Annotated in this window: 26 protein-coding genes; 2 read left to right on the top strand and 24 right to left on the bottom strand. The window is 58.8% G+C overall.

From position 1 onward, the window contains the following. Positions 1 to 7: 7 nt before the first annotated feature. The 14 genes from ACAX43_RS10920 to ACAX43_RS10985 form a co-directional block, all read right to left on the bottom strand. A complete protein-coding gene (locus ACAX43_RS10920) occupies positions 8 to 964 on the bottom strand; it encodes a UDP-glucose 4-epimerase family protein (RefSeq protein ID WP_370708414.1) in 957 nt (318 codons plus the stop codon). Continuing rightward, entirely contained in the window at positions 961 to 1809 is an 849-nt protein-coding gene (locus tag ACAX43_RS10925; RefSeq protein ID WP_370708415.1) for a glycosyltransferase family 2 protein, read from the bottom strand. Before ACAX43_RS10925 ends, ACAX43_RS10920 begins: the two co-directional genes overlap by 4 nt. Before the next feature lie 195 nt (positions 1810 to 2004). After that, positions 2005 to 3300 (bottom strand): ATP-grasp domain-containing protein, encoded by a 1296-nt coding sequence (locus tag ACAX43_RS10930; protein ID WP_370708416.1) that lies wholly within the window; start codon positions 3298 to 3300, stop codon positions 2005 to 2007. 24 nt (positions 3301 to 3324) lie between these two features. Continuing rightward, positions 3325 to 4434, bottom strand: a complete 1110-nt coding sequence (locus tag ACAX43_RS10935) for a glycosyltransferase (RefSeq protein WP_370708417.1) — start codon at positions 4432 to 4434, stop codon at positions 3325 to 3327. A gap of 16 nt (positions 4435 to 4450) precedes the next feature. After that, entirely contained in the window at positions 4451 to 5392 is a 942-nt protein-coding gene (locus ACAX43_RS10940; protein ID WP_370708418.1) for a glycosyltransferase, read from the bottom strand. A gap of 10 nt (positions 5393 to 5402) precedes the next feature. Then, positions 5403 to 6476, bottom strand: coding sequence for a DegT/DnrJ/EryC1/StrS family aminotransferase (locus tag ACAX43_RS10945; protein ID WP_370708419.1), 1074 nt, complete (start codon positions 6474 to 6476; stop codon positions 5403 to 5405). Then, a complete protein-coding gene (locus ACAX43_RS10950; protein ID WP_370708420.1) occupies positions 6473 to 8350 on the bottom strand; it encodes an ATP-binding cassette domain-containing protein in 1878 nt (625 codons plus the stop codon). The genes ACAX43_RS10945 and ACAX43_RS10950 overlap by 4 nt, the downstream gene beginning before the upstream one ends. Beyond that, the gene (locus tag ACAX43_RS10955) at positions 8340 to 9158 is read right to left on the bottom strand and encodes an ABC transporter permease (protein WP_370708421.1); all 819 of its coding nucleotides are present in this window, start codon (positions 9156 to 9158) and stop codon (positions 8340 to 8342) included. Before ACAX43_RS10955 ends, ACAX43_RS10950 begins: the two co-directional genes overlap by 11 nt. Positions 9159 to 9224: 66 nt before the next feature. After that, positions 9225 to 10145 (bottom strand): glycosyltransferase family 2 protein, encoded by a 921-nt coding sequence (locus ACAX43_RS10960; RefSeq protein WP_370708422.1) that lies wholly within the window; start codon positions 10143 to 10145, stop codon positions 9225 to 9227. Further along, positions 10132 to 11079 carry a dTDP-4-dehydrorhamnose reductase gene (gene rfbD / locus ACAX43_RS10965; protein ID WP_370708423.1) on the bottom strand — a complete coding sequence of 316 codons (948 nt, stop codon included), beginning with the start codon at positions 11077 to 11079 and terminating at the stop codon, positions 10132 to 10134. Before rfbD ends, ACAX43_RS10960 begins: the two co-directional genes overlap by 14 nt. Further along, positions 11076 to 11627 carry a dTDP-4-dehydrorhamnose 3,5-epimerase gene (gene rfbC, locus ACAX43_RS10970; protein ID WP_370708424.1) on the bottom strand — a complete coding sequence of 184 codons (552 nt, stop codon included), beginning with the start codon at positions 11625 to 11627 and terminating at the stop codon, positions 11076 to 11078. Before rfbC ends, rfbD begins: the two co-directional genes overlap by 4 nt. Continuing rightward, complete coding sequence (rfbA, locus tag ACAX43_RS10975) at positions 11612 to 12505, bottom strand: glucose-1-phosphate thymidylyltransferase RfbA (protein WP_370708842.1); 894 nt, start codon at positions 12503 to 12505, stop codon at positions 11612 to 11614. Before rfbA ends, rfbC begins: the two co-directional genes overlap by 16 nt. 10 nt (positions 12506 to 12515) lie before the next feature. After that, positions 12516 to 13577: a dTDP-glucose 4,6-dehydratase gene (gene rfbB / locus ACAX43_RS10980; protein ID WP_370708425.1), complete on the bottom strand. Its 1062-nt coding sequence runs from the start codon at positions 13575 to 13577 to the stop codon at positions 12516 to 12518. A 386-nt stretch (positions 13578 to 13963) separates the two neighbouring features. Then, a complete protein-coding gene (locus ACAX43_RS10985) occupies positions 13964 to 14878 on the bottom strand; it encodes a GDP-mannose 4,6-dehydratase (protein WP_370708426.1) in 915 nt (304 codons plus the stop codon). A 203-nt stretch (positions 14879 to 15081) separates the two neighbouring features. Here ACAX43_RS10985 and ACAX43_RS10990 point away from each other — a divergent pair, with 203 nt between their 5' ends. Then, positions 15082 to 15960: a symmetrical bis(5'-nucleosyl)-tetraphosphatase gene (locus ACAX43_RS10990; protein WP_370708427.1), complete on the top strand. Its 879-nt coding sequence runs from the start codon at positions 15082 to 15084 to the stop codon at positions 15958 to 15960. A 9-nt stretch (positions 15961 to 15969) separates the two neighbouring features. Here the strand turns inward: ACAX43_RS10990 and ACAX43_RS10995 are convergent, their stop codons facing one another. The 8 genes from ACAX43_RS10995 to ACAX43_RS11030 all read right to left on the bottom strand — a co-directional run bounded on the left by ACAX43_RS10995 (position 15970) and on the right by ACAX43_RS11030 (position 22841). After that, positions 15970 to 16809: a lysophospholipid acyltransferase family protein gene (locus ACAX43_RS10995; RefSeq protein WP_370708428.1), complete on the bottom strand. Its 840-nt coding sequence runs from the start codon at positions 16807 to 16809 to the stop codon at positions 15970 to 15972. A 37-nt stretch (positions 16810 to 16846) separates the two neighbouring features. After that, positions 16847 to 18127: a dihydroorotase gene (locus tag ACAX43_RS11000; RefSeq protein WP_370708429.1), complete on the bottom strand. Its 1281-nt coding sequence runs from the start codon at positions 18125 to 18127 to the stop codon at positions 16847 to 16849. 14 nt (positions 18128 to 18141) lie between these two features. Then, complete coding sequence (locus tag ACAX43_RS11005; protein ID WP_370708430.1) at positions 18142 to 19167, bottom strand: aspartate carbamoyltransferase catalytic subunit; 1026 nt, start codon at positions 19165 to 19167, stop codon at positions 18142 to 18144. A gap of 37 nt (positions 19168 to 19204) precedes the next feature. Further along, positions 19205 to 19747 (bottom strand): bifunctional pyr operon transcriptional regulator/uracil phosphoribosyltransferase PyrR, encoded by a 543-nt coding sequence (pyrR, locus tag ACAX43_RS11010; RefSeq protein ID WP_370708431.1) that lies wholly within the window; start codon positions 19745 to 19747, stop codon positions 19205 to 19207. Further along, on the bottom strand, positions 19734 to 20174 hold the full coding sequence (gene ruvX / locus ACAX43_RS11015; RefSeq protein WP_370708432.1) for a Holliday junction resolvase RuvX: 441 nt from the start codon (positions 20172 to 20174) through the stop codon (positions 19734 to 19736). The genes pyrR and ruvX overlap by 14 nt, the downstream gene beginning before the upstream one ends. After that, positions 20171 to 20749: a YqgE/AlgH family protein gene (locus tag ACAX43_RS11020; RefSeq protein WP_370708433.1), complete on the bottom strand. Its 579-nt coding sequence runs from the start codon at positions 20747 to 20749 to the stop codon at positions 20171 to 20173. Before ACAX43_RS11020 ends, ruvX begins: the two co-directional genes overlap by 4 nt. Positions 20750 to 21002: 253 nt before the next feature. After that, positions 21003 to 22412 (bottom strand): hypothetical protein, encoded by a 1410-nt coding sequence (locus tag ACAX43_RS11025; RefSeq protein ID WP_370708434.1) that lies wholly within the window; start codon positions 22410 to 22412, stop codon positions 21003 to 21005. A gap of 258 nt (positions 22413 to 22670) precedes the next feature. Next, entirely contained in the window at positions 22671 to 22841 is a 171-nt protein-coding gene (locus ACAX43_RS11030; RefSeq protein WP_006047743.1) for a rubredoxin, read from the bottom strand. A 311-nt stretch (positions 22842 to 23152) separates the two neighbouring features. Between ACAX43_RS11030 and ACAX43_RS11035 the strand changes: the two genes are divergently transcribed. Beyond that, positions 23153 to 24013, top strand: coding sequence for a hydroxymethylpyrimidine/phosphomethylpyrimidine kinase (locus ACAX43_RS11035; RefSeq protein WP_370708435.1), 861 nt, complete (start codon positions 23153 to 23155; stop codon positions 24011 to 24013). 200 nt (positions 24014 to 24213) lie between these two features. Here ACAX43_RS11035 and groL read toward each other — a convergent pair whose 3' ends face one another. Both groL and groES read right to left on the bottom strand, forming a co-directional pair. After that, on the bottom strand, positions 24214 to 25854 hold the full coding sequence (gene groL / locus ACAX43_RS11040; protein ID WP_370708436.1) for a chaperonin GroEL: 1641 nt from the start codon (positions 25852 to 25854) through the stop codon (positions 24214 to 24216). 52 nt (positions 25855 to 25906) lie between these two features. Further along, entirely contained in the window at positions 25907 to 26197 is a 291-nt protein-coding gene (gene groES / locus ACAX43_RS11045) for a co-chaperone GroES (protein ID WP_007178996.1), read from the bottom strand. Positions 26198 to 26433 lie beyond the last annotated feature (236 nt).

Below are 26433 nucleotides of genomic sequence, written 5' to 3' on the forward strand. Positions count from 1 at the left end.
CGCGCTCTCAGTGCGTGGATCGATACCAGCGACAGGTTGCGGCCAGTCCTTCGTCGATTGAATAGGGCGGCTCCCAGTGGAGCACACAGCGAATTCGGGTAGTGTCCAGTTCAAGCGGTCCGATCAGTCGGTCCACATACGCCGAACGCCCGATCATCCGGCCCGCGTGACGCAGCCAGCTTGCCGGCACGGGCACGAGACGCGCGGGCCGCTGCAGATGCCGTCCAAGCGCGCGCGCCAACTCGGCGACCGTCAGCGTGTTGGCGTCCGCGACATGGAAACATTGCCGTGCTGCGCGGGCGTCGGTCGCGCAGCGCATCAGCGCGTCGGCGAGATTGTCGACATATACGAGGCTGCGCCGCGCGGCAACGGACGCCAGCGGTAAAGGCATTCCCTTCGAAATGGCGTCCATCAGTCGCAGAAAATTGGCACGCACGTGCGGACCATACACAAGCGGCGGCCGAACGATTACGACATCCAGTCCCGTCTCCTGCCCGTATCTCAACAACGCCTGCTCGGCGGCGAGCTTCGAGCGCCCGTACGCGTCCTGTGGTTTCGCGAGATCGTCTTCGAGCAACGGGCGGCCAACATTATGCTCGCCAAGCGCCTTGACGCTGCTGACAAACACGAAACGCCGCACACCACGTTGCCAAGCCGCCTGAGCGACGCGCAATGCCCCGTCGACATTGGTCGCGCGAAACGCGGCGTCCGGCTCAACGGCCTTGTCTCGCATGACATGGACGCGCGCCGCGAGATGGACGACACAATCGATTTGCCCTGCCGCGGGCCAAGCCGCATCGACGCCAGCGAAATCCACACTGGAATCGAGCCACTCGTCGACATCGCGCTCCAATTGCCCCGCACGGCGCACGAGACCTGCGACGCCATGTCCCGCACCCTGTAACGCGTGGCACAGTGATCTCCCGACAAAGCCATTCGCCCCGGTGACGAGTACGTGACTCATAACCACCTCCAGCCGAAGCGATTGAAGAACTTGTACGCGGACGCCATGAACATGCGGATGTGCGCCGAGCCTTTGAGCGCCGCGCCGCCGCCGTGATGCAAGACTTGCACGGCCGGTACGTAGACGACCTTGGCGACCTCGTGAGCGCGAAGACTCAAGTCGTAGTCTTCGAAATACAAAAAATAGCGAGGATCGAATCCTCTCAGGTTCTTGAGCACCGCCGTTCGAAAGAGCATGAAACAACCGCTGACGATTGGCGGCTCCCACACAACGTCGTGCTCATTGATCTTGTCACGCATCTCGTAGCGAGCGAGGCGATCCGAAAAAAAGGGACGTAGACGAGCTGGTAGAAAACCTCTTACAAACAAGTCGAGCAACGTGGGATAACGGCGGCACAGATACTGGATCCCTCCGGCTTCGTCGCCTATGCGAGGCGCGAGCAACCCCGTCTCAGGGTTCGCGTCAAAGAACTCAAGTGCGTTCAAAAGCGCGTGACGATCGAGATCGATGTCGGGGTTCAGTATCAGGTGGTAGGTGCTTGCCACCCGCTCAATCACCAGGTTATGCCCAACTCCATAACCGACATTGCCTTGCCCTGAAATAACCGAGCAGGTCACTCCCTGAAGACGGAGCGCCGACAACTCGGCGGCGATGTCCGGCAGACCACCGTTGTCGACGACAATAAGTTCTGCTTGAAGCGTATTTCTCGCGGCACGCAGTGTCTGGCAAGCGGCACCCAGACTTCGGATCGTGTGTGCCAATTGCGCCGACTCTGACCGATACACAACCAAAGAGACGGTCAAGCTAACGGAATGCTCGCGCGGAGTGGTTCTATTATTGTTCATGTGGGAAAAGTGCTTCGCCGTTTCGACGAACTCCGCGCAACATACATCTAAAAGGCAGAACCGAGTGTGCGTCAAAGTCCGGCCCCGAGCAAGTTGGCTTGCTCATTGTTACCAGAAAGTCCGACGGCGGTCGCCCCGCAAGCAATTGCGCTCGCTGCCCGGCTCGCCAACTAACGAGTTGGACCCCAGCGAAAGTCAGTTCAGGTACCCAGATAGAACACGTTGCGATTCCGGGCCGATACACCAGGCGTCTGGATTCATCTTGGCGACCGCTGCGCGTTCGGCATAGGAGTCATCGACAAAAACCACGTTTTTACCCACGACGTACGCCGCCTTGCTTTCGACCTTGTCCAAGTGAACAACGTTATCGAATTGCTCCGTAATACCGAGCTGAGAAAGCGTTTCCTCCACCACTCGGTCGTGCCGCGTTATTAAAGTGACTTTCGTGCCGCGATTGATTCTAAGGCCGATCAGGAGCCCGAGAAGTTCGTAGTTTACCGTGCCATCCGAGAAAAGTAACGTATCGTCCAGATCGACATACAAATGTTCGAGTGGCTCGGAGATTTTAATTCCCTCGTACAACGCTCGATCATAAATAAATGTCGCCACCGGCACTTTAGGGAGTGCAATTGAATACCCGAGCGTCTCCCACAAGATGGACTGCACGAGGTTCACGCCTTTCAGACGCTCAAATCCCATGGTTCCCGCAACGCGATTCGCCACTTCCATCAGTCGAAGCACACCGTCAACATCTCGCTTCACCTGAAAAAACCATGGCCCCCTAACGGGAATACGGCTGGTGATTTCCTCAGCGATTGGCAGGAATTCGGCCGGATCCTGCTCAGCCGCGCGTACACAGATGCCGTTTCGTATCCGTTGCCTTTCGCGTGCGCAAAGATACTGAAGCTTGCCGTCGCGCGACGTATAACAATCGACCGTATATTCCGCGCCCGGCAGGAATTCCGTGACGATATACGCACGCTCACCTTCCCAGCATTGAAGAAGTTGCTCTGGTGCGGTGATTTTGAACACGCCCACGGAACCTTGGCCACGGTCCGGGCGGGCAAAAAGGGGCAGTGGCGTCTGCTCGGCATTACCTTGGTGGATAATCTTGGGCAAAAACGACACGCCTCGAAGCGCATCATACGTAGCACTCTTATATCGCAACGCTTTAGCCGCCTCGGGCGTGGGCGCAATGACCTTTGTCGGTGCAAAGGAGGTGGACGAAAATAACTCCATCACCTCGTCGTGCGCCGGGAACAGAATATCGATTTCGAGCTCACGAACAAGCCTCTGTATCTCACCGATCAGAGCCTCTTTGTTATCGACAGAGGGCAAATCGGCGATCAAATTTGAAAAAATAATATCCGAATGATCATGCAAAGAATTAGCACCAATTAGATTGAAGTGTGTCGAAAAGCTCAAGGACCGAGCAATCTCCAAACCTATTTCCGTGCCTGCCGGATATACCAAAACATTCCACTTTTTCATTGCCATTTACTCCGCCGATACTGCTTAGTGTCTATTTTTCCAACCCATCCGAACCCGCCGCCCGAGTCTGAGCTTTACTCTTTTCAGAAACTCTTCCTTTATCTGGTGGTCAGGCACCGTCGACAGAGGAACGTTGGGCCGGAAAGCATCAAAATGAGCAGACATTTTTTGAAATTCGCGATCATCTATGCCATAGACGTTCAGCAATATTTCCCGCTGTGCCGGATCGCACAGGTGGTTAAATAACCGCTGCAAGCCAACGGCTTTATATACACCACCCAGCCACTGGTTATGAACAAAATATTGCAGCGTTTGTTCGATGACAATCTGTTCACGGGACGCATTCCGATCGGATTTGACGCGATCTTTGAACGCTTCGATGAAGAGGTCTGCATCCATGCCATCGAAAAAGTGCGCCGCGATCAGGTAGTGCTCGTTAATCGTTCGAATCGAATTCTCGGACGTGTGCGCACTGGCATTTTCCCCAGGCAACACCCGAAAATCGATCAGAGGCTCATCGGCAATATGCAGCGAATATTTCTTTAGAAATCTGACCCATAAATCATAATCCGGAAGCTGACGCATCCGGTTGTTATAGCCGCCGAGCTCGACATAGCACTCTCTGCGGATCATGCTGGTCGGATGGCATAGGCAGTTGCCGACATCGAAGAAAAATCGAATCCATTCGGCCTGCGTACGGTTGGGCTGGTCAAAAACGCGCCCGAAGGCAACCGCCCCTTTCGACAAGCTATTGCCGTCCTTGTCTATGTAGCCGGCTCGTCCAAAATGGCCGCCCACACTTGGGTTGGCTTCCAGATAAGCGACCTGGCTTGCCAGCTTACCGGGACGCCACATATCGTCAGAATTGATAAGCGCAACATATTTTCCTTGCGCCAAATCAAGTAGTTCGTTGTGTACGACACAGGCGCCGCGGTTGACTGGGTTAGCCAGAAATTTGATACGCGGATCGGTGAATTTGCTGATGATGGCTTGCGTGCCATCCTTCGAACCGTCATCCGAAATAAGAAACTCGAAATTCTCAAACGATTGAGACAGCACGCTTTCAATTGCGCCTGCAACGAATTTTTCGTGGTTATAGCTAGGCATCACCACCGAAACAAAGGGACCAATCACACTCACTCCGTACTAGTTACAGGCGCGAAAGTATTAAAAAGAACGCAGGCGGCAAGACCCATCTTAATATCTGCAGAACGATGGGAGGCGTCGCCAGTCTGACTGCACGCTTGATACCCCTTAACCCCGCACGAACCCCCAACGCCGACGAGCCTTTCTCAATCAGCTGACGCTGCTTGAGTTGACGTCGCAGTTCTCCGAACTCGTGTTCGTAGATGCCCTTTGTGACTTTGTCATACTGGTCAACCGCATCGAGTTGTTCCTGAATTTTGTTGGCGGCGCTCAATCCGCTCCACGCACCACCGCCGTGAACTCGATAGATCGAAAGCGGCTCATGCACGTAAGCCATCACACCAAACATACCAATGCAAATATTTACAGCCCAGTCGTATGCTTTCAGGTCGAATAACTGTGGCGTGAGTTTCCGAAGAGCATTCACGCGATATACGCAGGCGGAGAAATTACCCGGCAGGTTGTCACCGATCACGTACCGGCTGTCCATATACATAAAGCCCGGACGGTCAACCGAGGTGCGCGCCGTAAAACGCGCATTCCCTTCATCCCAAACGAAATAGTTGGATGCGCAAAGAACGCACTCCAGACAATCGTCCAGAACCGCAATCTGCTTTGTGAGCTTCGAACGATGCGTCCAAACATCATCGCCTTCCAGAACCGCGACATAGTCCCTGTCACAGGCGGCGAAAGCGCGCTGATAGTTCTTAGTTATTCCAAGATTTTTACCGGACTCGAGAAATCGAAATGTAAATCTCAGGTCAGTATCGACAAATTGTTTGATAACGTCCAGCGTACCGTCCGTGGAGCAGTCATCCGCGACTACGACTTCAATCGCGCCTTCATAATCCTGATTCAATACGCTGCGCAACGCCTGTGCAACGTATTCCTGGTGGTTGTAAGTAACCAGCAGTACCGATACTCTCGGCTCACCATGAGGACTCATCGCACCACCTTTATGCTCGCAATACGAGTTGGCTAATCATATCAACCTCTGAATCGGAGATCGTGTAATACGTTGGGAGGCAGAGCACCCGCCGCGAAATATCCTGAGAAATCGGCACGTTCGACGGACCAACGTATGACAACTCTGACAGCGATGGGTAGAAATATCGCCGGGGGACAACGCTATATTCACCAAGCAATTTCAGTGTTTTTAGCAAATCCGATTCACTCGGAAAAATAACCGCATAATAAGCGTCGTTCGCATCACAGCCTTCGGTGATAACCGGGCGAACAAGCCCAGACCCCTTGAAATTCTTATCGTAGCGTGCGGCAACCTCGCGACGGCGCGCGAGGTACGCGTCTATTTTCTTGAGATTCAACAACCCCATCGCCGCATGAAATTCACTATTCTTTCCATTGATGCCCGCAGGTCCAAACGAAGTTGGGCTCAAATGTCCGAAATTGCGCAGGAGTGCCATTTTCTCCACCAGAGCCGGGTCCGGTGAAAAGACGCCACCGCCTTCGATCGTGTGAAACAGCTTGGTAGCGTGATAACTCGTGGTGGAAATATCTCCATAATGAAGAATTGATTTCCCCTTGTAGTTTGTCCCGAACGCGTGCGCCGCGTCGTAAATAACCTTCAAGCCGTGCCGATCGGCCACGTCCTGAATTTTGTCGATCTCACATGCGTTTCCGAACACATGCGTAGCCAAAATTGCGGTGGTTTTGTCGGAAATCGCTTCTTCGATGCGAGCCGGATCAATCGTCAGACTCGACTGGAGAATGTCCGCCATGATAGGCGTGCATCCTTCCCAGACGATGCTCGATGTCGTCGCCACGTAGCTGAAAGGCGTGGTGATGATCTCGCCTTTCAATTCGAGTGCTTTGATCGCAATCTGCAACGCTACTGTGCCGTTTGCCAGAAAAAGCGTATTGGGCACGCCAACGAATTCTTTTAGCTTTGTTTCAAGCTCGTTCACCAGCGGACCATGGTTGGTCAACCATTCTCGCTGCCAGATTCCACGAAGCAATTCGACATAATCATCCAACTCAGGAAGAGTCGGCTTGGTTACGGTAATGATCATTCCTTGGTCCCCTCGTAAATGAGATCTTGATGATAAGGACGGCATTCAAGGCCGTTGAGCGGTGCGTGGCCGCTCTCGCGCCATCGCACAGGCGTCACGTTTGCGAAGCCAGCGCTGGTCATCGCAGCCACGAGTGCAGGAGCGTCGTACATGTATTGATGCCCCCAATTGCGAAGACTTTCGTTGATCAAGTCAGCTCCTTCATTTACGACCCAACCGACATCGTCCCACTCGTCCAACTTTCCTTCCTTGTACCGCTCGACCAAATAGGTCAATGAAGGAGTCGACAAGCGCAAGACACCACCTGGCTTCAAGACTCTGCGAACCTCAACGAGAAAGGTCCAACCCTCGCCCTTCGGAAGATGCTCGATAAAGTGTTCGCAAAATATGTAGTCGACGCTGCTGTCCGGAAAGGGCAACCCCTTCGCCAAGTCCCAACGGTAAACCTCTTCCCCACCATATGCGTCGACATTGATCCAACCAGGGATGACATTGTGACCGCACGCAAGATGCAACATCAAAGGGGACAAGTCCGCCGGAACATCAGACAGAACTCGCGGAGGCGAATCCGGCGGTAAAATCTTGTCCTCAGTCGTTTCTTGTGTGAGGAACTGAACCTCTTTCAACGCCCCAAGACGCAAATTTCCATAGATGTTCCAGTCACCAATCACGCCGAATTGGGCTGCGACAGCGACAAAATCACCGATCACATAGTCTTCCGCAATCTCGCTTGTGGCGCTCGCCTCAGGTCCGGGCCGTGAAATCACCGTTGCGATGTCATAGCGCCCCCGCACAAACACGCAGGGCACGCACCACTTCAAACGATATATCTCTCCGGCCTTGGCGTTCGTCAAAAACTGCTGCTCTAACAGGTTGTCGAGATAAGCGACGTCCGCTCCCGTCCTGTCTCTGATATGGATGCCCACACCAGTCATCTGGCTGTCGACATTGATCTTTACAGTGCACACCACGTAGATGTCGTCACCGTGGCTGAACGTCTCCTTCGCGCGCCCATATGCATCGGTAGTCTCTACGGAAAGATACACCGCAGCCCCGTCGCCAACGCGTTCTATGGCCGCGGTTTTCTCGAAGCCACTCTCGTCTTGCGCCTTTTTTTCGTGGACGATGCCCGTGTAAAGATTGGCGACATGTGCGGTGTCCGCAAACGACAGCATTTGCCCCTGCTCCAGCAGGACGGCTTTCGAGCAAAGCGATTTAACCGCGCTGATATCGTGGCTGACGAAGAGCAGGGATAGTCCGTCGTTCATCATCCGACGAATGCGGTTCATACACTTTGCCTGAAAAACCGAATCGCCTACGGCAAGCGCTTCGTCGACTATGAGCAATTCCGGTTCGACGTGGCAAGCCACGGAGAACGCAAGACGCACGTACATACCGCTCGAATAGGTCTTGACCGGCTGATCGATGAATTGCCCGATATCGGCGAACGCCGCAATGTCATCAAATTTCCGCAGAATCTCCTCACGGGTCAACCCGAGGATCGCGCCGCTGAGCATGACGTTATCGCGTCCGGTGAATTCAGGGTTGAATCCCGCGCCGAGTTCAAGCAACGCCGATATCTTGCCACGTGCCTCGACCGTTCCATGCGTCGGAAGCAGTGTGCCGCAAATAGTCTGCAGCAACGTTGACTTGCCTGCGCCATTGCGTCCGATTATGCCAACGGTCTCGCCACGCTTGACCTCGAAGTTGATGTCCTTAAGCGCCCAGAATTCTTTGAAATATTTCCGATTCTCTGACGAAGCGCGGAACAGGCGATTAACCAGCGATTGCTTGAGACGATCCACTGGTGCGTCGTAAATACGAAACACCTTGGATACGTCACGAACATCAAGAATAATGTCGTCACATGACATCAGCAAATCCTTGGCGAGTTTTCTGGAACCATACGTAGCATAAAAATGCAAAAATCAAAGACAACAAAAAATATCCGCTAAATTCCAGCGCGCTCGGAAAATTCCCGAAAAACAAGATATCACGGACCTGACCAATAGCTGTTGTCAGAGGATTCAGATACATATAAATCTGAAAATCCTTAGGTAACGCCGAGATCGGAAAGAAGATAGGCGATGTGAAGGGAAGCACCGCAGTAACGATCGTTACGAATTGCCCGATGTCACGAACGTAAACACCGAATGAAGACAGCAGCCACGAGAAGCCGACCGAAAAGAACACAATCGGGAGCAAAACAATCGGAAGCAGAAGCGCGGTGGGGTGCGGCATGCCCTTGATTGCGATAAAGAAGCAGAACCAAACGGCGAAGCCAATTACCGCGTGAAAAAGCGCGGACCCAACCACGACCCACGGCAGTACCTCAAGCGGAAATAGAACTTTTTTTACATAGTTCGAGTTCGCCAGAATAAGAGATGACGAGCGATTCAAACATTCGCCGAGAAAGTTGAAAACCAACAATCCGCAAAATAGCAAAAGCGCAAAGTCGCCTTTCGAATCACCCGTAGTATTCCAGCGCGCTTTAAACACCACACTAAAAAAGAAGGTATAAACGACGAGCATAAGCAATGGATTAACCACAGCCCACAAAAGACCCATTAACGACCCACGGTAGCGCACCGATATATCGCGCTTAATAAGCTCGCTCAACAGGTAGCGATGCTCAAACGGAGTTCGCAAAAACGTCTGGAGGTATCTCACCCATTTACTCATTTATATTCCCACCAATTTTTCCGGGTGCCACGTATGGCGCACCAGGCCATCATAACTTCCGCATTTCTAAAATCCGCCAAACGGCCCAAGCCGTGCGCGCAGACCATCCTGTATTCCTCGCCAGACCATGCGAGCGTTAACCCTCGTCGGTCCGCCCCCCTTGCAGATGTAAATCAGAATCCGGATTGGGAGGCGGAGAGCCTCGCGGGACTTCCACACCCACGTCACATCCTTGCGAAAAAGCAAAACCAACACATTTCGCACCTGGTAGTAGCGACGAATCGGGCTGTGCATCGGGTAAAACCTGTTCAACAGTTTGACCGGCCGTTCACCCAACGAATGGGTCAACACGAGCCAAGGCAAACCGACAATCCGGAAGCCTCGCCGCTTCGCGCGCAAGCACCATTCGACGTCGACAAAATCGATGAACAGGTCATCTTCCATCGGCCCGATCTGATTCCAGTACTTCAGGTTGACGCATGAACCCGACGAGATGAGAAAGTCGACGTCTATCGGTAGCGTGCCCTGCGGGACCACTCGCCTGATGCGAAATGGCATAAAGCGAACAAACGGCGTCACGCCGCCAAACCTGCTGTCGAAATACGCTGGACCGGCCAAAGCGACCTGATTCGCCGAGTCGGGCGTGTCGGCAAAATAGCTAATCAACCCACGAAGGAGTTGATCGCTAGCATCGCTATCCTGATCGAACAGGAAGGCGAACTCCACGCCAAAACTCAGCAACTCATTCACGCCTTGATTCTGCGCTGTCGCAATGCCCAAATTCGCGTGATTGCTGACCACTACGACGTCCGGATCAAGTGCCGCGGTATGCATTACTGGAGCGTTGAGCGGCGTGTTGTCGACCACGACACAACGCATAACCGTGGCGAGGCGATTCGCTCGTTGAATACATTCATGGTCTGGATGAAAGAAAACGACGACCGCGCCAAAACGCCCCGAATCGGTTTCGCGGTTAGCCGTTGACAATTGCGCCCTCACCGAGACACTGCCTCAACGCATCGTCCCACTCCGGTGGTTGCAGCCCAAATTGCCTTTGAAGCTTCTCGTTCGATAGACGAGAGTTGCCAGGCCGCTCAACCGGAGTCGGATATTCCGAAGACGGAATGGGGACGACAGCGGGTCTCCTGGACCCGTCCGGAATGGCTTCGCGGAAGATCTCACGCGCAAAGCCCGCCCACGAGGTACTGCCGGCAGCGGTCATATGATACGTGCCAGAGTTCTCGCTCCACCACGCCTCTGTGTCGCACGTGGGGGCCTGCTGTTGAGCGAGCACGTGACCGGTCAACGTGGCAATAGTGCGGCTCCACGTGGGACTGCCATATTGATCTGCCACAACTTTCAATTCCGAACGGTCGCGTGCCAGACGCAACATCGTCAAAAGAAAGTTTTTGCCGCGCAGTCCATATACCCAGCTTGTCCGAAATATCAGAAAGCGCTTGGCCTGTGCCATGATCGCCTGCTCGCCCAGTAGCTTGGTGTTGCCGTAGGCATTCAACGGGCCTGTCGGATCGTGCTCCTGATACCCGGCATCCGAAGCGTCAGGCAAACGACGGCCGTCGAAAACATAGTCGGTGGAATAGTGAACCAGCGCGGCGCCGACAAGATTTGCACATTCAGCCAGAAGTCCGGGCGCGTCAGCGTTGACTGCCTTCGCAGCCTCGAACTCACTTTCAGCACGGTCGACTGCTGTGTAGGCGGCTGCGTTGACGATGACCGACGGCTTCATGTCCGACATCATCTTGCGCACGGCGTCAGGCTCGTCCAACGGCATATCGGCCCGCAGGAAAGCATGAGTTTGCCCGAGCCCGGCGAGGGTCCGCACAAGCTCGAATCCAACTTGCCCATTTGCGCCCAAGATCAGGACTGGACCTTTCACGCGCGTCGCTGCGGAGGAGTTCATGCGAAGACCTCGGCATCTGGCAATTTCGGCGCAGCCGAGTCCTTTCCAGCCAACGTAGGCTCGCCGGTCAGCGGCCATTCGATAGCAACGGATGGATCCGCCCAGTGCAACGAGCGCTCCGCTTCCGGATGCCAGTAATCAGTGGTCTTGTACAAGAAATCCGCGGTATCCGACGTCACCAAAAATCCGTGCGCGAATCCCGCTGGAATCCACATCATCCGCCGGTTCTCATCGGAGAGGACCACGCCGACCCATTTTCCAAAATTGGGGGAGCTCCGACGAATGTCCACCGCGACATCGAAAACTTCGCCGCTCACGACGCGTACGAGCTTGCCCTGCGCGTGTTGAATCTGGTAGTGCAATCCACGCAGCACGCCTTTGGCCGAGCGCGAGTGATTGTCCTGCACGAACTCGACGCCTGCTTCGACCTTCTCCGCAAACTCATTCGCATTAAAGCTTTCAAAGAAAAAGCCTCGTGCGTCGCCGAACACTTTCGGCTCGATGATTTTGACTTCAGGCAGCGCGGTAGCGGTTACTTGGATGGCCATGCAACTTGGTCCGTAAGAAGGTTTTGCAGATACTTTCCGTAGGCATTCTTCGCGAGTGGTTTGGCGAGCGCCTGCAACTGCTCGCCGTCAATCCACTGCTGACGGTACGCAATCTCTTCCGGACACGCGACTACCAGACCCTGCCGCTTCTGCAGCGTCGCGATGAACGTCGCTGCTTCGATCAGCGAATCGTGCGTGCCCGTGTCGAGCCACGCATAGCCACGACCCATGATCTCAACATTAAGCGCGGCGTTGGCCAGATAACACGAGTTGACGTCGGTAATTTCAAGTTCGCCGCGCGGCGATGGTTTGATGTCCGCGGCGATATCGCAAACCTGGTTGTCGTAGAAGTACAGCCCAGTGACCGCGTAGTTGGAACGCGCCTTCACCGGCTTCTCTTCGATCGACAGCGCGCGAAACTGCTTGTCGAATTCGACCACGCCATACCGTTCCGGATCGTGCACGTGATAAGCGAAGACGGTGGCGCCCTCATCCTTTTCATTGGCGCGTTCGAGTTGCTTCGCGAGATCGTGGCCGTAAAAGATGTTGTCGCCGAGAATCAGCGCCGACGGATCGTTGCCCACAAAGTCACGCCCGATGATAAACGCCTGCGCGAGGCCGTCCGGCGAAGGCTGAACCGCGTACTGAATGTTCATGCCCCACTGGCTGCCGTCGCCAAGCATTGCCTCAAAGCGCGGCGTGTCCTGCGGCGTGGAAATGATCAGCACGTCACGAATACCCGCCACCATCAGTGTGGACAGCGGGTAGTAGATCATCGGTTTGTCGTAGACCGGCAGCAACTGCTTGGAGACGACATGCGTAATCGGATACAGGCGCGTGCCCGATCCGCCTGCGAGAATAATGCCTTTGCGCGCCATTGCCGTGCCCTTACGCGCGCTGCGCGTAGTTGGTCTCAACCCACTTCCGATACTCGCCCGAAGCGACTTCGTCAGACCACGCCTGATTGTCCAGATACCACTGAACGGTCCTCTCGAGACCTGTTTCGAACGTCTGTGCCGGCTTCCAGCCGAGCTCGCGCTCAAGCTTACGGGCGTCGATCGCATAACGGCGGTCGTGACCGGGACGATCCTTCACATACGTGATCTGGTCGCGGTACGAGGCACCCGCTTTCGGACGCAATTGATCGAGCAGGTCGCACAGCGTGTGCACGACGTCGAGGTTCTTCTTTTCGTTCCAGCCACCGATGTTGTACGTCTCACCCGGCGTACCGCGCGCGAGTACTTCGCGGATCGCGCTGCAATGGTCGCCGACATACAACCAATCGCGCACGTTCTGACCGTCGCCATAAACCGGCAGCGCCTTGCCGCCGAGCGCATTGGCGATCATCAGCGGAATCAGCTTCTCGGGGAACTGGTACGGACCGTAGTTGTTCGAGCAGTTCGTGGTGAGCACCGGCAGGCCATACGTGTGATGGTAGGCGCGCACCAGATGGTCAGAACCAGCCTTGGTTGCCGAATAGGGGCTATTCGGCGCGTACGGCGTGGTTTCGGAGAATTGCGGATCGGTAGCGGAGAGCGAGCCGAACACTTCGTCGGTCGAGACGTGCAGGAAACGGAACGCGACCTTGTCGGCCTCGCCGAGCGTATTCCAGTAGCTACGGGTGGCTTCGAGCAACGTGAAGGTGCCGACCACGTTGGTCTGCACGAAATCAGCCGGACCATGGATCGAACGATCCACGTGGCTTTCAGCTGCAAAGTGCAGCACGGCACGCGGCTTGTGCTCGTCGAAGAGCGCGTCGAGCGCGGCACGATCGCAGATATCGGCTCGCACGAACACATGCCGGGGATTGGCCTGCTGCGACTTTAGCGTACCCAGATTGCCGGCGTAGGTCAGTTTGTCTACATTCAGCACCGCTTCGTCCGACGCATCGAGCCAGTCGAGCACGAAATTGGCGCCGATAAAGCCGGCACCGCCCGTTACCAGGATCATGAAATTCCCTTCTAGATGTTGGCGGCAGATCGGAATCGGTTCACCGATCTACGCACCCCGCGTGGTGGAGTCCGAATTTTGTCGACGCCCGGCTCAGCCCCTCGCACAGCGGGCAGGCGCTCAAACGCCAATCTTATAAAACGCTGATTATAAAGCCGCGCGGGGCAAAAACTAGAACCCTAACAACTTGAAACAGCTTGACAAGTTTGGTTTCCGTTCCCTACCGAGGGGGTAGTTTGACGGCGAGCGCCGCCTCCAGAGGGCAACGGCGCAAGGAGGCTGAACCGGCCGCCCACTTAGGCAGGTAGCCACGTTGTGGCGCCGGGGGAGCGGGTCTATCTCGCAAAATAACAGCAGATGGCCACAGCTACCACCAGTTACGCCAATCAAGCCGCCAACATCCACCGCAGCGTATCCATAAACGGAATCGCCTCAACTCTCGGCGCCAACGAGCGCAACTTAGCCGGCGACCCCGCCAGCATCTTCACGTCACTTTGCCGCACGAACGCCGGATTGACGCGTATATCGAGTTCATGCCCCGTCAAATCGCTCGCCGCCGAGAGAATGTCCCGAAGCGTATAAGGCGTGCCAGTACAGACATTAACCGTCTCCGAGGCAGCAGCCTCCGACTCCAGCAACGCCTGATAAGCACTCGCCACATACCTCACGTCGGAAAAATCCCGCGCCCCATCGATATTGCCCAACTCGATCGCAGATTCCCGCTGCGCGAAATGCTCGACGATCTTCGGCACCAGAAAGTTCGACATCTGTCCCCGGCCCGTGTAATTGAAAGGCCGCACGATCAGGATCGGCAGCCGGTCGAACCACGTCCGCACCATCGTTTCCATCGCCGCCTTGCTCGCGGCATAGTGGTTCACAGGCGTGACCGGAAAACTCTCGTCGATGGCGTCGCTAGTTACGTTGCCGTAAACATTCGCGCTGCTCGCGACCAACAGCTTGCGGGGCGTATGACCGACGGCCGCACAGGCCTCCAGCAGGTTCAGCGTGCCGATCACGTTGACGCGGTAAAAGTCGAGCGGATCGTGATGGCCCACAAAGCTGATCGCGGCCAGATGCACGATGTAATCAGGCCGCGCGGTTTCGATCACGCGCCGGCATGCATCGGGCGACGTAATGTCGAGCCTGAGCCGCGTCGGCGTTTCAGGCTCGTTGCGCCCGGCCACCGTTTCGATCACGGTGTGGCCGCTGCCCAGCAGGTTATCGACCAGATAGCGGCCAGTGAAACCACTCGCCCCGGTGACAAGCGTGCGGATAGGTTGCTTCGCATGAGAAGACGGCATGCTTTCTCCGTTCACGAGAGTCATCCTGTTGTGCTGCAATATCGCGCGCCGCTTTAGTAGCGCCGGTTACTAGCGTTGCCTGACGGCGCAAGGCCCGATATCCGTGCTTCAAACGGGCTATTATGTCACGCTAGCCTGCTGCACCGCCCAACGCGCGGCACGACTCGTGCGTCACCGCGTGTATCAAACCGCTCCGACTCCCGATGACACCCTCCACCGCCCCCTCCGACCGTTCCCAGCCGCACCCGCTACCGCTTGCCTTCGGCGACCTGCAGGGCTGCCGCACGTCGTTCCAGCAGTTGCTGGCCAAGGTCGCGCCGGCCGCCGACACGCCCCTATGGTTCGCGGGCGACCTGATCAACCGCGGGTCCGAATCGCTCGCCACGCTGCGCGACATCATCGCGCTGGGGGATCGGGCGGTGCCGGTGCTGGGCAACCACGATCTGCATCTGCTGTCGGTGTCGGCGGGAATTCGCAAGTCGAAAAAAGGCGACACGATCGACGACATTCTCGCCGCGCCGGATGCCGCCGACCTGCTCGAATGGATCCGCCACCGTCCGCTCGCGCATTTCGACAACGGCATGCTGATGGTGCATGCCGGCATATTGCCGCAATGGGACGCCGCCCTGACCATGGAACTCGCCGAGGAATTGCAAAGGGCGCTGCGCGCACCGGACTGGAAGGAAACGCTGGCGGGACTCTACGGCAACGAGCCGAATCGCTGGACACCCGGCATCAAGGGGATCGAGCGGCTGCGCCTGACGTGCAGCGCGTTGACGCGGATCCGCTTCTGCAACGCCACAGGTGCGATGGATTTCAGCAGCAGCGGCGGCCTGAATTCCGCGCCGCCGGGCAGCATGCCGTGGTTTGACGTGCCGTCGCGCAAGACCGCGGATATCACCGTGGTCTTCGGCCATTGGGCCGCGCTTGGCTTGACCTTGCGCGACAACCTGATCGGCTTGGATTCGGGCTGCGTATGGGGCGAGAAGCTCTCCGCCGTGCGTCTTGCGCAAAATCCCGCTGAACGCACGCTGACGCAGGTCGACTGCGAGACTTGCCGCGAGCCTGGCGGCGGTAATTAAGCTGCCCCGTTAAGCCGAACGGCCTTGATCAACCGGTTCGACCAGCGCCGGCGAGGCATCCGCGGCGTTGTGCGGTGCAATTGGCTCCGCAGCCGCTGCACCGGACCTCACCATGCCGCGCTGCATCTCCCGCAACGCCGCCGCAATCACGCCTTCGGCCTCCGCTGCCAGCGTGCGCCGGTCAGCGCCCGGCGCGAGCGGCGCGCCGACATACACATGCGCGGTCAACGGACCGCCGCGCAGAAGCAGATTCAGTGAATCGGCCAGCGTCAGGTCGTCGATATAAGCAGGCGCGGTGGATTGTCGACCGTGCGTATCTTCATACATGATGCACAGCGGCTGCACCGCCGCCGAGGCCGACACCGCCGCCTGGAACATATTCGCGTGGAACGGCAACAGCGCCAGACCATTCGTCGTCGTGCCCTCCGGAAACACGCACATCAGCTCGCCCGCGCTCAGGCGGTCGGACAGTTCATGCATGATCCGCTTTGCGTCGCTGCGCTTCTCGCGCTGGATAAACACCGTATCCAGTTGCTGCGCAAGCCAGCCGATCACCGGCCACTGCCGGATCTCAGCCTTCGAGACAAACGGCGTCGGCCGCCACGCATTGATCACGTAGATGTCGATCCACGAGATGTGATTGGCGACCACCAGCGCGCCGCGGTCGAGCCGCGCGCTGTCGTTATGTACGACCAGCTGCATGCCGCACAACTGCAGCATTTTCAGCGACCATTCGCGGTTGAGCGTGTGCCGCCCATCGGCATCGGCTTTAGGAAAGCGCGTTGCGACAATCCACATGCCGTGCAACAGATGCGCGATGAGACGGGCCTTGCGTAACGCGAGCTTCATTGTCGGAGCTTTCCGTAACTGGGCAATGCCGCGAATATTAACGCTGTTCGAACGCAACGTGACCGGACACGATGGTCGCCCGCACGCGCGCGGGCAATTCGTAGCCGAGGAACGGCGTGTTGTGTCCCTGGCTCCTCAATGCACGCGGCTCGACGCGCCAATAGGCGTTGCGGTCGAACACACAGAGATCGGCGACGGCGCCCACGGCGACGCGTCCGGCGCCATCCAGTTTCAGCACCTCGGCCGGTGCGGTGGTGATGCGGTTCAGCGCCTTGGCCAACGGCACGCCCGCTTCATCGGCCCATTTCACCGTCAGCGACAGGAACAGCTCGAGGCCCGTCGCGCCCGGCGTGGCTTCGGCGAACGGCAGCAGCTTCTCGTCGTCATCGACCGGCGTATGGTCGGAGCAGATCGCGTCGATCGTACCGTCGACGAGGCCCGCGCGGATCGCTTCGCGATCGCGCTGTTGCCGCAGCGGCGGGTCGAGCCGGAACTGCGCGTCGAAGTAGCCGATGTCGAGGTCGATCAGGTGCACATGGTTCACCGTGACGTCGCATGAAACCGGCAAACCTTCGGCCTTCGCCGCACGCATCAACGCGATGCCCGCCGCCGACGACACATGCGACAGATGCACCCGCGTCCCGGTCACGCGAACCAGTTCGAAGATCGTGTGCAGCGCGATCGTTTCGGCCGACACCGGCACGCCCGACAGCCCGAGCCGCGATGCCAGCGCGCCGCTCGCGGCCACGCCGCCTTTGCCGAGATACGCATCCACCGGACGCAGCCACACGGTATAGCCGTAAGTATTCGCGTACTGCAACGCACGCATGAGCACCTGCGTGTCGACCACCGGCACGTCGGCCTGCGAAAAGCCGATACAGCCCGCTTCCGTCAGCTCGACCATCTCGGTGATGACCTGCCCTTTCAGACCGACGGTCAACGCGCCGAGCGGATACACGTGCGCCTGGTTCAGATTGCGCGCGCGGAACTTGAGCATCTCGACGAGGCCCGGTTCATCGAGCGTCGGATCGGTGTCCGGCGGACACACGAGACTCGTCACACCGCCCGCGAGCGCCGCGGCCATTTCGGATTCGAGCGTGGCCTTGTGTTCGTAGCCCGGCTCGCGCAAACGCGCGGACAGGTCGACCAGACCCGGCACGATCGACAAACCCTTGGCGTCGATCGTCCTCTCCGCGTCGAAATCGGCGGGCGCGTTGCCGATGGCGACGATCTTGCCCGCCGCGATAAAAATGTCCTGCTGCTGTTCGGTGCCCGCTGCCGGGTCGATCAGCGTGCCGCCTTGAATATGAATCTTCATGTGCTGCCTTGTATTTAGCCGTGATTGCCCGCGACGATCCCCATCACCGCCATGCGCACCGCGATCCCGAACGTCACCTGGTTCAGAATCACCGATTGCGGACCATCGGCCACCTGCGAATCGATTTCGACGCCGCGATTCATCGGACCCGGATGCATCACGATCGCGTCGGGTTGGGCGAGCGCAAGACGCTCCGGCGTCAAGCCCCAACTCTTGAAGTACTCCTGCGCCGACGGCAGCAACGCGCCGCTCATCCGCTCGTTTTGCAGACGCAGCATGATGATCACGTCCACGTCCTTCAGCCCCTCGTCCAGGTTGTGGAACACGCGCACGCCCATCTGTTCGAGGCCGCCCGGCAGCAGCGTGCGCGGACCGATCGCGCGCACTTCCGGCACGCCGAGCGTGGTCAGCGCATGAATGTCCGAACGCGCCACCCGCGAATGCAGAATGTCGCCGACGATCGCCACGCGCAGGTTCGTGAAATCCTTCTTGTAGTGGCGGATCGTGTACATGTCGAGCAGACCCTGCGTCGGGTGTGCATGACGCCCGTCGCCGGCATTGATCACATGCACGTGCGGCGCACAATGCTGCGCGATCAGGTACGGCGCGCCGCTCGATGCATGGCGCACGACGAACATATCGGCATGCATCGCCGAGAGGTTGTTGATCGTGTCGAGCAGCGACTCGCCTTTGCTTGTCGAGGACGCATTGATGTTCAGATTCAGCACGTCCGCCGAAAGACGCGTCGCGGCGATCTCGAAGGTGGTGCGAGTGCGCGTCGAGTTCTCGAAGAACAGGTTGAACACCGACTTGCCGCGCAGCAGCGGCACCTTCTTCACTTCGCGATCGGTCACGCTGACAAACTGATCGGCGGTATTGAGAATGTGATTGACGATCGCCTTCGGCAAACCTTCGATCGACAACAGATGTTTGAGCTCGCCGTTTTTCGTGAGCTGCGGATTGCCCTTCAGGAAGCCATAACGGAAGCGCTCGGTGGCGCTATCGGCTGAATCCTTGGGCGCCTGGTTGGCGGTGTTCATGGTGTACCTGCTTCTTGCTCAATGCACCCGGCTGCGTTCAATCGACGCGGGCTTCGGTGTGAAAGGTGAAACGCTGATTGCCCTCTGCGCCGCGCGCTTCGCGGGCCAGCACGAGCGTCGCGTCGGCGGGCACCTGAACCACGCCGCCGACAAACCGCGCCGCCACCGGCAGTTCGCGTCCGCCGCGATCGGCCAGCACCGCCAGTTCGACCGATGCCGGGCGGCCGTAGTCGTACAGCTCGTTCAACGCCGCGCGAATCGTGCGGCCGGTGTACAGCACGTCGTCCACCAGCACGATGCGGCGGTTGTCCACGGAGAACGGCAGCGAGGTCGGACTCGCCTGCGAGTGCAGGCCTTTTTTCGCATAGTCGTCGCGATGCAGCGCGACATTCACCACGCCGAAGCTCGACACATTCAGGTCGCGTGCGAGGCGCTCCGCGAGCCACGCGCCGCCGCTGTAGATACCTGCCAGCACGGCGCCCTCGGCTTCGTCCTGGCCGGCGCCGAGCCTGTCACCATAAACCGCGCGAATCTGGTCGAGCAGAGCGCGATAAAGCGCTTCGGCGTCAATGGAACTCATGATCGTCGGACAGTCCGTCTAGATATTGCTGGAGGATGACGCGGGCGGCTTCGGCGTCGAGCATGTCGGCGCGGCCGTTGCCGGCGCGGATTTCCGCCTTCGCTTCAACCGACGAATAGCGCTCGTCGATCCACGTGACCGGCAGATTGAAGCGGCCGTTCAGCTGATTGCCGAAGCGCTTCGCGAGTTGGGTCATTTCATGCGGCGTGCCGTCCGGGTGCATTGGCAAGCCGACCACCAGCGCGTCCGGCTTCCACTCGGCGATCAGCTTGCCGACCGCCTCGAAGCGATACTCGCGGCTGCGGTTCTGCACGATGACGAGCGGCCGCGCGCTGCGGGTGAGCGAATTGCCCACCGCCACGCCGATCCGTTTTTCACCATAGTCGAACGCAAGCAGCGTCGCTTCACGTCCGGCCGGCAGGCTCATGCGTGACCTGCTTCGCCCGACAGCATGGACAGCGAAATGCCGAGCAGCGCGAGCGCCGCTTCGAGACGCTCTTCCGCGGGCACGTCGAAGACGATTTTCGGGTCGGCTTCGACCGTGAGCCAGCCGTTCTTCGAAATCTCTTCTTCGAGCTGACCCGCGCCCCAGCCGGCGTGGCCGAGCGTAAGCAGGAAGCGCTCCGGACCCGTACCGCTCGCGACGGCTTCGAGCACGTCTTTCGAGGTGGTCATTTCGAGCCCGCCCGGCACCGACATGGACGACGTATAAGCATTGCCGTCTTTCGGATCGTGCAGCACGAAGCCGCGTTCGGTTTGCACCGGACCGCCGAAATAGACGGGTACATGAAGAAGGGGTTCGATCTCGAGTTTGAGATCGATGCGACTGAAGAGCGCTTGCAGGTCGATATCGGTCGGCCGGTTGATCACGAGGCCGAGCGCGCCGCGCTCACTGTGATCGCAAAGGTAGACCACCGTTCCTGAAAACGTGGGATCGGCCATGTTCGGCATGGCGATCAGGAACTGGTTGGTCAGATTGATGCGATCGGTACTCTTGGACATAGTTCGGATTTTAGCAAAGACGATGCAGGATGGCGGACGTTGAGCGCGGGACCGCGATGTGCGCGATGAAGTGCGCCGCGAGCCATCGACGGCGAATCAAGTTCCACTCTATCACGCACGCAGGCCTTGGCCACGGTGCAGGTGAGCGGTGTTTTGCGGCACGCACGCTGCGTGCCTCCGGGTTCCATTCTTGCTCCTCGTTCCCGCCGACTGGGAACGCTTGCCGGCGCGCAGGACCTGCTGTCCGTAAAGCTCAGTTGCCGCCCTGCTCAATCGAGCGCGTCAATGCAGCCAGCGCGGCGCTGCTGGCAGTCGGTGTGACGCCCGCAGCCACTTTGTGCAGCATCGCGCGCAACGCTTCGGCGGTCTGCTCGAGCGTGCTCGCGGCCGGCGCGCCGACAATCACATGCGAGCGCACCGCCGGCGTCGATACACCGGCATGCGCGCGACGGCGCCAGGCAAGCCCCAGCGCATCGGCGACCAGCGCCACGTGGCCGAGGCCCAGCGCGCATGCGGCGGCGCCGAGCCGATAGGCGGCGTCGCCCGCCTGCAGCGCTTCACTCGGATCGGCTTTCTCGGGCTGATCGGCCGCGCGGGCATGCTCCGTCAGCGCGGAAATCGAGGCATCCGCCGTCTGCAGGAAATCTTCATAAGCGTTCGCATTGACCGTCAACACGCCCAGTTCGCGCGTCAGCGCGCTGCGGGTTGCGCTGATCGCCTGCGCCTGCACGGCGCCCGCTTCCCAAAGCATTTCGGATGCCTGGGTGCCCGCGATGTGCCAATCGACCGTTAAGCCGAAGTCATGGAGCACGTCGACCTGATCGGCATCTTCCGCCGAAGCGCCGAACAAGGCGTAATCGCGCCACAACAGCGCCAGCGTCGCGCGCACCAGCGAGCGCGGCGCGCGCTCGATGCCGCGCGTGTGATCGGCCAGCACGAGGTTGCAGCGTGCATAGAAACGCCGCGCATCGGTTTCCGCAGTGGCGCGGCCGCCGACCCGCAAGGCCTTGGCGCAGGCTTGGGCGAGGCGCCAGAAATCGTAGGGGTCCGGGCCGGCGAGCTCCGTGAAAACGGCGTCGAGTTCGTCGAGCGCCGCGTTCGTGAACGCCAGTGCGGCACCGCTGTTATCGGGCTGCGAGCGCAACACGGGCAGCAGCGCGCCCTCGTAGCGCGCCCGCAAATGAGCCAGTTGATCGGCGGACTGGGGGCGCAGCGACACCGGTGGCACCGGGCGCGCGCTCAGCGCGAGATCTTCGAACGCGACAGTGGAACCGGGAGTGTGCTCCGACAGATGCGTACAGAGCGCGCGATAGTGATTAAACAGGGTGGGCGAGCAGGACAGCTCGCGCAGATTGTGGCGCTCCAGCGCCGCGCGGAAATCACGCAAGGCCGCGCCGAACACTGGCCGCGCGCCAGTCGCGTCGGTCGGATCGCCCTCGGCCAACGGCGAGAGGCGCAGCAGCGCGTCCGCGAAGCGCTGCGCGCTCAGCCAGCCGGCCTCGCGCAGTGCGTGGGACGCACGCAGCAGCGCCGCCGCGCTTTCGCGATGCTGCTCGAATGCTAATAGCGCCTCGGCCAGTGCAAGCTCCGCGGGACGGACAGCGCCGCCGCGCGGATTCGGCAATGCATCGAAGGAATCGGGTGCAGCGGTTCGAAGAGTCATGGGCAGGCGACAGGAAGCTGACGGGCCGCCGCTCGGCGCCGCACGAGAGACTGATCGGCTAACGTGCGAACTGGCGACAGGACAATGACAGACTACCGCTGCGACGCGGCACAACCAAGGACGTTCCGCGTCGACGCGTTGGGGCAGACTTCCGGGCGCATCAAGCGCGTTCGACCGGCAACGCCGTATGCAAAACACCGCGCCGCGGGCTCGCGGCACGAAGCTTAACCGGCCACCGCCGGTTGCTCCTCAAACCTCTCAGATCTGGACCATTTCGAAGTCTTCCTTGCGCGCTCCGCATTCCGGACAGGTCCAGTTGATGGGAACGTCCTCCCAGCGGGTGCCCGGCGCAATGCCTTCGTCCGGCAAACCGGCTTCTTCGTCGTAAATCCAGCCGCAAATCAGGCACATCCAGCTTTGATATTCCATTCTTGTGTCGCGTCGTAAAGTCCGTGGAAACGGGAGCCATGATGGTACCGTGTTGCCGCCCCAATGCCTAGCAATCAGAAACGCGCAATCGTAGCGTGCGGCGGCCTTCGGCTATGCCAGCTGCGTCGCTTTGCTCCGCACCTGTGGCGTAGCGTCGCCGCTTGCTTTGCGGTTATCCGCTGGTTGAGTGCTGCTTGCTTGCGGCAAGGCGCCGATGAATGCGAAAAAACGCCCCCGCGACGGTTTAGGCCGCATAATTGAGCCGATTGCGCACTCTCTGCGCCAAAAATCAGCTCCTTTTGTAAATTTTCATGCCCAGCGATACGCCTCCGATCGTCCTCACCTTCGGCCTTTCCGATCCCACCGGCGGCTCCGGCCTGCAAGCCGACCTGTTGACCCTTGCCAGCATGGGCTGCCATGGCGTTTCCGTGCTCACGGGTTATACCGTGCGCGACTCGGCAAGCTGCGACGAAGTCACCGGGCTCGACCCTGAAGTGGTCGCGACCCAGGCTCGGATGCTGCTCGAAGACATGCCGATCGCCGCGTTCAAGGTCGGCGCATGCACACGCGCGGAAGTGGTGAGCGCGATTGCCGAGGTGGTCGCCGATTACGACGACATCCCGCTGATCCTCGCCCCCGACTTCACGCTCGACGACGAACACGTGCTCGCCGCCGACGAACTGCGCGAAGCGATCGCCGACCTGCTCGCGCCGCAGACCACCTTGCTGGTCGCCGATTCGGCCACCCTGCTCGCCCTCGCCCAGCCGGACGGCGACGCCGAAGCTCCGAGCCTGGATGCGGCGATCTCGCACCTGCTGTCGCAAGGCTGCGAATACATTCTGTCGACGGAAACCGGCACGCACCGGCTCGTCAATACGCTGTTCAGCGAAGACGGCCAGCTGCGTCAGGATATGTGGGACCGCGGCAGCCATCGGATCATGGGCATCACCGATACGCTCGGCGCCGCGATTGCCGCCTTGCTGGCCAATGGCCAGGAGCCGGCGGAAGCCGTGCGCGAGGCGCAAGAGTATCTGTATCAGGCCATGCGCAATGCGTTCCGGCCGGGAATGGGCGCGTATTTGCCGGACCGGTTCTTCTGGGCGCGCAGCAGCGACGACGAAACGCCGCCGGCGGCCGGCAAGGACGCAGCGCCGGGTGAAGCACGGCATTGAGATTTGATGCGAGGCGTCTGCCGCATGAGCGGCAGGCGCTCTAGCAAGCAAGCGGGTCGGCTTTAGTTTTAGCTTCAGCCAAACACCGCCCATAAAAAAACCCGCATTTCTGCGGGTTTTTTCTTTTGGGAAGCGCGCCTCGCGGCGCACTTCCCCATGTGTTTCCAACTGAGCCTCTAACAAGAGAGGCCCAACCGAAATTACATGTCCATGCCCATGCCGCCCATGCCGCCGGGCATACCGCCGCCCATCGGAGCGTCTTCCTTCGGCAGTTCGCAAACAGCTGCGTCGGTCGTCAGCAGGAGACCTGCAACCGATGCTGCGTTTTGCAGCGCCGTGCGCGTCACCTTCGTCGGATCCACGACACCTGCGTCAACCAGGTCGACGTACTCGCCGGTTGCTGCGTTGTAGCCGTAGTTGCCCGTGCCGGCTGCAACAGCTGCCACCACGACGCTGGCTTCTTCGCCACCGTTCGTGACGATCTGACGCAGCGGCTCTTCCATCGCGCGCAGCACGATCTTGATGCCTGCGTCCTGATCGGCGTTAGCGCCCTTCAGGCCGGCGATTGCCGTACGTGCACGGATCAGTGCGACGCCGCCGCCAGCAACGATGCCTTCTTCCACAGCTGCGCGCGTTGCGTGCAGTGCGTCTTCGACACGTGCCTTCTTTTCCTTCATTTCGACTTCGGTCGCAGCGCCGACCTTGATCACTGCAACACCGCCAGCCAGCTTGGCCACGCGTTCTTGCAGCTTTTCACGGTCGTAGTCCGACGTTGCTTCTTCGATTTGCGTGCGAACCTGCTTCACACGCGCTTCGATCGTTGCACCTTCGCCAGCGCCGTCGATGATCGTCGTGTTTTCCTTGCCCACTTCGATACGCTTCGCTTGACCCAGTTCGGCCAGCGTTGCCTTTTCGAGCGTCAGGCCGGTTTCTTCAGCGATGACTTGACCGCCGGTCAGGATCGCGATGTCTTCCAGCATGGCCTTACGACGATCGCCGAAGCCCGGAGCCTTGACAGCAACCGTCTTCAGGATGCCGCGGATGTTGTTCACAACCAGCGTAGCCAGTGCTTCGCCTTCGACGTCTTCTGCGATGATCAGCAGCGGACGGCCAGCCTTGGCGACCTGTTCCAGTACCGGCAGCAGATCACGGATGTTCGACACCTTCTTGTCGTGCAGCAGCACGAACGGGTTGTCGAGCACGGCAACTTGCTTGTCCGGGTTGTTGATGAAGTACGGCGACAGGTAGCCGCGGTCGAATTGCATACCTTCAACCACGTCCAGCTCGTCTTGCAGCGACTTGCCGTCTTCAACCGTGATGACGCCTTCCTTGCCGACCTTGTCCATCGCTTCAGCGATGCGGTCACCGATCGACGAATCGCTGTTTGCCGAAATCGCGCCAACCTGAGCGATTTCCTTGTTCGTCGTGCACGGCTTGCTGATCTTGCGCAGTTGTTCGATCGCGGCCGTCACAGCCTTGTCGATACCGCGCTTCAGGTCCATCGGGTTCATGCCCGATGCAACGTACTTCATGCCTTCGCGGACGATCGACTGAGCCAGAACCGTTGCGGTCGTGGTGCCGTCGCCTGCGTTGTCGCTGGTCTTGGAAGCGACTTCCTTGACCATTTGCGCGCCCATGTTCTGGAGCTTGTCTTTCAGTTCGATCTCTTTCGCGACCGAAACACCATCCTTCGTGACCGTCGGGCCGCCGAAGCTGCGTTCCAGGACAACGTTGCGACCCTTCGGGCCCAGCGTGACCTTCACAGCGTTCGCGAGGATGTTCACGCCTTCAACCATCTTGGCACGGGCGGAATCACCGAATACGACGTCTTTAGCTGCCATCTTCTAACTCCTTGAATTCTTGGGATATAACCGGGGAAGTAGCGACGTGCGCTTACTTCTGCACCACGGCCATGATGTCTTCTTCGCGCATCACCAGCAGTTCGTTGCCGTCGACCTTGACGGTCTGGCCTGCGTACTTGCCGAACAGGACGCGGTCGCCCACCTTCACGTCGAGCGCGATTTGTGCACCCTTGTCGTCACGCTTGCCCGGGCCAACTGCCAGAATTTCGCCTTGATCCGGCTTTTCTGCTGCGGCTTCGGGGATCACGATGCCCGACGCAGTCTTGGTTTCTTGATCCAGACGTTTGACGATCACGCGATCATGCAAAGGACGAAGGTTCATACATACTCCTCTCTTGATTGAGACTGAAGAACGCTGAGAAAACCCGGCTGGCTAAGCCAACCGGCGATGTTGTTAGCACTCTCGTGCAGCGAGTGCTAATTATATGGACGGGTGGTGACAAATTCAAGACCGTTCGGAGACTGCGGTGTCGAGATTCGCTCAGTTTGAACTCGCCACCTACATCCGGACGTCGCCCAAGGCGAATTTTTCACATAAAAACAATCACTTAGAATGGA

This window comes from Paraburkholderia sp. IW21 (assembly GCF_041321145.1).
GTDB lineage: Bacteria > Pseudomonadota > Gammaproteobacteria > Burkholderiales > Burkholderiaceae > Paraburkholderia.